This is a genomic window from Bacillus sp. T2.9-1 (assembly GCF_950097965.1).
Taxonomy (GTDB): domain Bacteria; phylum Bacillota; class Bacilli; order Bacillales; family Cytobacillaceae; genus Niallia; species Niallia hominis.
On sequence record NZ_CATNHG010000001.1, the window covers coordinates 211,395 to 218,891 of the forward strand.

Genomic DNA, 7,497 nt, shown 5'->3' on the forward strand with positions numbered 1-7,497 from the left:
TAAGCATTCGTACTTTTTTAATTGCCATAAAAGAAAGGACAATTAATTGACGATGCTTGTTAACTAAGATACTATATAATTTACAGATTATTCTCACTATTTTCATTTTACATGGTGTCAAATGTTTTAATATTTTATTTTACATTTAGGAGGGTGCTCAAAATGGTTCTTGGCAAATTAACGGTTGAAGAAGCATTAAAACGACATACGTTTCAGCACGCGAAAGTATTGACAGGTGTAAATGGATTAAATAGAGTAATTAATTGGTGTCATATATTAGAAGTGAAGGATATCGATTTATTTATCAATGGAGGAGAATTAATTTTAACTACTGGCATCGGATTATTAGATTCTGATAATCAAAGAAACTATGTAGAAACATTGATAAAAAAGCAAACAGCTGGATTATGTATTGAATTAGGCTCTTTTATGCATGAAATTCCTAGGAACCTTTTATCTTTAGCAGAACAACAAAATTATCCAATCATAATTTTTGAGAAAACGGTGAGATTCATTGATATAACCCAAGATATTCATTCCCTGTTGATTAATCGACATCATCAAAATATGTTGGATCTTGACCGCTTATCTCAGAATTTTAATAAGCTTTCGTTGCAACCTAACGGAATACTAAAAATCCTTCAGGAGCTATCTCTATATTTCCAAAGTCCATGCTTTTTCATTACAAGTAATGAAAAATACTACTACCCTACTAATCAAGGGGAAACGGAAGCTGCCATTAGAGAATTAATAAATAACCATTCAAATGAACCAAAAACATTATCAACATTTTGTTTAAATAACAAATCATTTAGCGTGAATGCAGTGCAAGTATTCGAACAAGTTTGGGGCTATCTATTAATAGAAACTAGCAAATTCCCTTCCTCTGAGCTTACTGCTCTTATGTTAGATCGAGCATCAATTGCACTTTCTCATATTCTCCTTCGCAATCGAACGATAGAAGAACGAAAGCAAAGCGACGAGGCAGAGCTGATTCATTCACTCCTTAACATGGAAAACTTGGAAAGTAACCAGCTAAAGAACATCTTACCAATGTATTGTTTTTCCCATTCTTTCCGACTTATTTGCTGGCCACTACTTGAAGATGAACAAGTTAATTCCAGTAAAGGGGAAGAATTTAAACTCTATCTCTTAACATTATTACGCCCTTTTTTCAACAAATTAGGATTTCATCCCATCATCTCCTTCCGACACCAAGAATTAATAGTAATGATATATATGAATCTCTCCAAAGAAAAAAAAGTAAATTGGCAACAAATCACTGATAAAATATCAAAACTTACTGAGACTTATTTTCCTGCACAAACATTTTTTGGTATCAGTTCCATTCATCAAGAACCAATTAAAGCAAGAACTGCCTATGAAGAAGCAAAGCAAATCATCCTCTTAAAACAGAAAAAATTAATTGATTCCCATACTTATGAGCAAATAGGAATCTACCATTTAGTTCTTCCATTATTAAAAACGAATATTATTAAAGCGTATATCGACGTTCATCTAGGAAAAGTGATCGATTATGATCGAGTGAATAATAGCGAACTCCTTAAAACGCTTACTATCTATTTAGACTGTAACGGCAATAAAAAAGAAGCTTCTGAGCGCTTATTTATCGTACGACAGACCCTTTATCACCGCATAGAGAAGCTTGAAGGAATTCTCGGCCCCGACTTTATGCATTCGTCTAATCGATTAGCAATTGAAGTTGCCATAAAGGCCTTTTCCTTAGAAGAAGACGAGATGTACGTTAAAGATCAACTAATTGCTGATGCAAAATAATTCGACTTCTACTATGCTTCGATTTTGTTATTTCATATTTTGGGTGGGGACCTATTTTGCGTGGGGAAGAAGCAAGTTAGGTTGTTACTTTTATGGTAAGGCGAATATTATTTAGGTAGCCGTCCTGATTGGAGAGAAGAATGGTACATTCCGCTGTTTGTCTCCTATTCAATGGGGAATTCTGGCTTTTATGTTTAAGGCAACGCCGGTTTCCCCTTATTTTTTATGAATTTCGGCTTTCGTTTTTGGGATAAACGCCACTTTTCTGCTGTTGCCTCTGCTTTTTGGTTTTCATCTTCCGGATGAACACCACTTTTTCTCTGTTGCCTGCACTTTTTGGTTTTCATCTTCCCTATGAACACCACTTTCCCTCAAGCATCTGCTTCTTTTGGTTTTCATTATTATTTATTCATCAACAGAATAGGGAGGTGAACATTTTTATATTCACCTCCCTTTCTATTATTATTAATTACACTGAAAAGAACGAATGCGGTTAGTATCTGTGCCGTAATAAGACCAATGATTCATTCGCCAACGATATCCTGCAATGGAATGTCGTCCAACAAAAGTTGGATAGAACCAAAATCCTCGACCATTCTCTAGCCAAACATAAGTAAAACGGAACAGACAAGGTCTCATTGAACCAGAATCGACTGCAAAAGTACTTACAGACGACTGATTTAATTGTGGTGTAAAGGATGGTGGCGGTGTTGTTGGTGGTCCGTGATCTGCTCCACCCCCAATATTTGGAGCATCCGGATGAGCAGGATGTCCTCCTGGACCTGCTGGTGGCATTTCACCTCCAGGAAATGGCGGCAAAACGCCTCCTCCGATTGGAGGTATATGTGGAACAGTCCCTCCACCAATCGGCGGGAAGATTATTCTATTTTGTTGTGGAGATACTTGTTGAACATAGTAAGGATAATAAGGCTGAAAATACATCATTTTTCCCCTTTCTTTTTTGATGTATTAATCTATGCAATTCACCCAGTCAAGGTGCAAGGTTATAGTAACCTCCACCCTTAAGAGAAAACGACTAAGCTATTGCTTTACCTCATAATTTGCTTTCCATTTTTTACGAAAAACAAGACCTGAAATCCATAATATACCAATTAATCCAACCACCGTTCCAATGCTCAAATATACCCATGGACCTTCTATAAAATGCATTGCTCGATGATGATCCTTTACTAGCCAATAGCAAGAGCCACTTAAAATAAGACCTACAGGAATAATAACTGGACGATAATCTTTTAATCCCAATAGCTTTTGAACAGCTATGGATGAGCAGAGAAATGCCATAATAATTTGAGTTAAAATCGATAACGCAAAAAATGCAATCATAATCATTTCATAACGATGGATAAAAAGACCAATTTCCGCACTCCTTGCCATTTGCATACAGGAAACAATATACTGGGCTGCGACGTCTGCTGTAAGCACTCCTGTTTCGAGAATTGGCCACATAACGATGATTATTCCACCATAAAAAATACCTGCTGTGGAAGATTTTATCCATGTCTCTTTGTCCCTTACTAAAGGAAGAATCATACAAATCATCATGGCAGCCATCGCATAATCTGTATTATGATGACGGCTCGCCCAAACCGTTTCTTTAAATCCTGATTGAAAAACTGGCTGAAGCTCTCTTATATCAAAATTACTAAGAGATCCAAGCATTAGCAAGATGTTCAAAGCAATTATAGAGAATACTCCAATCAATGCCATTCTTGCAACCACTTCAATTCCAAAATGAATAGCATAAATACCGATTAAGAAGGCAGCTAAAACAAATAATAAGGTGGGAGCCTCTGGCAAGAAATAATCTTTTAAATGATAAACAAATGTTGCCATAATACTCCCATATGCGCCCACAAAAAATACAAACACAGAAATAGCGACAAGTTTCCCGGGAAATTTCCCTAAAATGCGGTGAAATTGATCAATTAAATCTCCTTCAGGTATACGTTTCATTACTATAACGATTAGAGCAATTAGAAGAACTCCCTGAAAAGTGGAGAAGAAAGTTGATATCCAAATATCTCCTTTCACTTCACGTGCCATTATTCCTTGTGTCATGCCAATGGATTTTGCATAAAGCATATTGATAATTAATGCCATTAGCATACCATTGGATATCTGCACCTTCATTATTCTCCCTCCCTTTCTTTCCCAGATATTGTAGGCTGGAATAATAATGAACCACTTTCTACATTTGCTTGAATGCTAAGAGTTATCTCTGCATTTGCAAATGTATCTGCCCAATCCTTTTTCATCTTCTTCCACTCATATGGGTATTTATTTTGAAATACTTTTCCTAATTCTAATACATCGGATTGATATTCCTTTTGGATTTTCTCAATAGACTTATTGATGTCATCATTTAATTTAGCTTCTACAGACTTTTCTAATTGTTTTACAGCTTCTTTATCACTAATAGAGAATGGACAGCCTGCTTCTACTACAGTGACAGTAGCATCTAGCTTAGCATTGAAACTAACTTTATCATTTTTATAAGTTGGTTCCACATCAAACTTTTGCTTATTTAACTCGACACTAATCTCATTCTTTGGTTCTTTAGGACAATCAATAACTACTACTTCTGAATCAATCTTGTCTCTAAAAAGAATAATTCCTTGCAATTCATCTGCTTGTAATATCCCTACCAATTTATCGTTTTTAAAAACACCTGCTCCAGATAACTCAACTTGGTTCACTTTTGCGCCTTCCTCTGGTTTAAGACTATCAATTTTTCTTTCTTCAAGGGTTAGCCTTGCAAGTATGGGCTCTGTAGACTCACTTAAATATGCTGCTAGCAAGTCTTTTATTTCCGTATGGGGTGCAAGGGTTGAAATATTGGCATATCGAAATAATTTACTTAATGCTTCTCCAGGAACTACTTCTAAACTTGTTATTGTAGATGTAATTTCACTTGCTTTATCTGGGGTAAGGGCAACCAATGTTCTCATTCGAAGTTCTGGGTTTCTTGTAAAAAAATCAATAATATCTCCGATGCCTTCTTTTGCTACTTCTTCATTTATTACTATAATAAAATTATGTGCCCAAAATACTCTTCGCGACGAAATGCCAGTCAAATTTCGAATCGCTTCAAAAATAGTCTCTCCCTCTGCTTCAACATTCCATGATGTTTCTCCTGATTGACCTATAGGAGCACCAGTCTGTCCCCTGGCGTCTCCCGGTCTAGAAACTTGTGCCGTAACCTTTACCATTCCATCCTTTGACCCCTTATCAATCCCAACTGCCATTACTAGGACAAGATCATTGATTTCTCTTTTGCCAGCACAACCAGTCAATAATAATGAACTAAAAATAATGAAAATAAAAAACTTAGCTAGCTTCATTCCTTTCTTTTCTCTCCTTTATTATCCCCGGTTTTCTTTTTCCATCTTCTTAAGCCTGTTATATCGCTATTATCTCTGCTTTCCATATTTGATTTAGTCTCTTGTTTTTGATTTTCTTCCCCTCCTGATTCTGATTGATTGTCCTTATTCTTCTCTATTGGATCCTTCACTTTATTTGGTGGTTTTGGCTTCTGATGGCTACCTAATTTTATCGTGTCACCATCTGCAAGCTGAGGTCTTTTTTTCATCCCCCACCAAGGAAAGCGAATAAGTGTATCCTTCTGATCATTTGGTTGAAAAGGAGTTGCTGGGGCTAAATAAGATTCCCCAAAAGAACGAATACTCAGCGCATGAATTGCCAATAAAGTAAACATAACCGAAAAGCCAAGTAATCCTAGCGTTCCTGATGCAATTAATAAAGGAAAGCGAATTAACCGTATGGAGTAAGAGGCAGAATAATTTGGTATTGCAAAAGACGATATCCCAGTGACCGCTACTACAATAACCATAAAAGGGGAAACAATCCCTGCCTGAACAGCTGCCTGTCCAATAACAAGAGAGCCCACAATACTAACAGCCTGCCCAACCGGCTTTGGCATCCGGAGCCCCGCTTCCCTCATTAATTCGAAGGTAATCTCCATTAATAGCGCCTCTAAAAGGACGGGAAATGGTACTATTTCTCTCCCAGATGCAATGGTTAATGCTAATGGAGTAGGAATCATCTCCTGATGGAAACTGACTAGCATGACATAAATTGAAGTAAGCGTGAGACTAATAATAAAGGCAATATAGCGAATGATTCGAAAAAAACTCCCTGCCATAAATCCCATATAATAGTCATCACTCGCCTGCAAGAACTGCCAAAAATATGTAGGAACTACTAAAACAAACGGTGTATTATCGACAAAAATAGCTACTCGTCCCTCTAACAAAGCTGAAGCCACTTTATCTGGTCTTTCTGTACTCATTATGGTAGTAAACGGGGAAAAAGGAGAATCAGCGATCATTTCTTCTATATATCCACTTTCCAGAATTCCATCAATCTGAATTCGATTTAATCGCTTCTTTACCTCATCTACTAATCCTTTTTTTACTACTCCGTTAATGTATGCAATATTTACATCTGTTCTTGTCCGTAAACCAATACTCATTGTTTCTAACCTTAGCTCTGGATCACGGATTCTTCTTCTAACTAGCGCAGTATTAGTACGTATACTTTCGGTGAAGCCATCTCTTGATCCGCGGACAACCTGCTCTGTTTGCGGCTCATCCACACTTCTTGTGTCCCATCCTTTTGTTTGGATATGAAAAGCCTTTTGGCACCCATCTACAAAAAGAATACTATCACCAGAAAGGATTGCTATAAGGGCCTTTTCCACTTCTTCAATCAAGGAAAAAGAAGTATTCATTAAAACATGTTGTTCAATCAAAGTTTGAAGATCGGAAATTAATAATTGATTTCTTTTAATAAATTCATTTCCTTCAAACATCATCGCATCTATTACTTTTTCCACATGCTCTACACTAGCGAGACCGTCAATATAAAAAAGAACGGAGGAAACTTGTCTATTCCCTAGAAAGAAAATATTCCTTTTAACAAGGTCGATACTATCTCCTAATTCCCTTCTAATTATCGCTATATTTTTTTCTAATTCCGCTGTGAACCTTTTGTCTTTGCTTGTTGTCTCCATATCGTCCACCCTTACTATTTACTATTATTCTTCCTAACCAAGTGAAGGAATTTCTATTCGCTGAACAAGAAAATGTATAAAAGGTTTTTTTTTCGTATAAACAAGTGACAAGAAACATATTTAAAGGCGGAGATATTTTGAATTTTTACCATACATGGCTATATAAAAATGTTATAAATACAGAATGGCTTTTGTGGATGATTGTTATTTTTGTTCTAACATTTAATATTTTGTCCCCCATCATTATATGGTGCTTAATGAATGGAAAATCCATCTTAAAATGGGGAAAAGGAAAGAAAAAAAAGAAAAATTCGAAAGAGGAGAAGAAGTTCTAATTCTTTTATTCTATTTGAGATAATTTCCAAAAGAAGAGTGTTCTCCTATATCATTCACTGGACTAACCTAAAATAGTGAGACAATATAAAACACCTCCAAAATGGCAATACTTGAGATAAGTATTGTGACATTATTCGGAGGTGTTTTTGCGTGGGCAAAAAAACTGTATATACAAAAGAGATTAAATGGGCGGTAGTAAGAGATAAGCTTGAAGGAAAATTAACAACACGGGAAATTATGAACAAATACAAAATCAAAAATAAAACTCAAATTGAAACTTGGATGAGATGGTACAAAAATGGAGAAATGTA

Annotated in this window: 6 protein-coding genes; 1 reads left to right on the plus strand and 5 read right to left on the minus strand. The window is 36.0% G+C overall.

The features are described from left to right. The first annotated feature begins 162 nt into the window (after positions 1–162). Positions 163–1,797 carry a PucR family transcriptional regulator gene (locus tag QQZ16_RS00960; protein ID WP_048716718.1) on the plus strand — a complete coding sequence of 545 codons (1,635 nt, stop codon included), beginning with the start codon at positions 163–165 and terminating at the stop codon, positions 1,795–1,797. Between the two features lie 194 nt (positions 1,798–1,991). Here QQZ16_RS00960 and QQZ16_RS00965 read toward each other — a convergent pair whose 3' ends face one another. The 5 genes from QQZ16_RS00965 to QQZ16_RS00985 form a co-directional block, all read right to left on the minus strand. Next, positions 1,992–2,144 (minus strand): hypothetical protein, encoded by a 153-nt coding sequence (locus tag QQZ16_RS00965; protein ID WP_155986809.1) that lies wholly within the window; start codon positions 2,142–2,144, stop codon positions 1,992–1,994. A gap of 118 nt (positions 2,145–2,262) precedes the next feature. After that, positions 2,263–2,739 carry a hypothetical protein gene (locus QQZ16_RS00970; protein WP_031540426.1) on the minus strand — a complete coding sequence of 159 codons (477 nt, stop codon included), beginning with the start codon at positions 2,737–2,739 and terminating at the stop codon, positions 2,263–2,265. Between the two features lie 99 nt (positions 2,740–2,838). Further along, positions 2,839–3,948: a GerAB/ArcD/ProY family transporter gene (locus QQZ16_RS00975; RefSeq protein ID WP_031540427.1), complete on the minus strand. Its 1,110-nt coding sequence runs from the start codon at positions 3,946–3,948 to the stop codon at positions 2,839–2,841. Next, positions 3,948–5,159 (minus strand): Ger(x)C family spore germination protein, encoded by a 1,212-nt coding sequence (locus QQZ16_RS00980; RefSeq protein WP_031540428.1) that lies wholly within the window; start codon positions 5,157–5,159, stop codon positions 3,948–3,950. Before QQZ16_RS00980 ends, QQZ16_RS00975 begins: the two co-directional genes overlap by 1 nt. Beyond that, the gene (locus QQZ16_RS00985) at positions 5,156–6,850 is read right to left on the minus strand and encodes a spore germination protein (protein WP_031540429.1); all 1,695 of its coding nucleotides are present in this window, start codon (positions 6,848–6,850) and stop codon (positions 5,156–5,158) included. Before QQZ16_RS00985 ends, QQZ16_RS00980 begins: the two co-directional genes overlap by 4 nt. Positions 6,851–7,497: the final 647 nt, after the last annotated feature.

What these genes read in the sequence shown, in the direction of transcription:
- QQZ16_RS00960 (WP_048716718.1), top strand. Translation starts at nt 163, where the DNA reads ATGGTTCTTGGCAAATTAACGGTTGAAGAAGCATTAAAACGACATACG.
- QQZ16_RS00965 (WP_155986809.1), bottom strand. Translation starts at nt 2,144, where the DNA reads ATGAAAACCAAAAAGTGCAGGCAACAGAGAAAAAGTGGTGTTCATCCG.
- QQZ16_RS00970 (WP_031540426.1), bottom strand. Translation starts at nt 2,739, where the DNA reads ATGTATTTTCAGCCTTATTATCCTTACTATGTTCAACAAGTATCTCCA.
- QQZ16_RS00975 (WP_031540427.1), bottom strand. Translation starts at nt 3,948, where the DNA reads ATGAAGGTGCAGATATCCAATGGTATGCTAATGGCATTAATTATCAAT.
- QQZ16_RS00980 (WP_031540428.1), bottom strand. Translation starts at nt 5,159, where the DNA reads ATGAAGCTAGCTAAGTTTTTTATTTTCATTATTTTTAGTTCATTATTA.
- QQZ16_RS00985 (WP_031540429.1), bottom strand. Translation starts at nt 6,850, where the DNA reads ATGGAGACAACAAGCAAAGACAAAAGGTTCACAGCGGAATTAGAAAAA.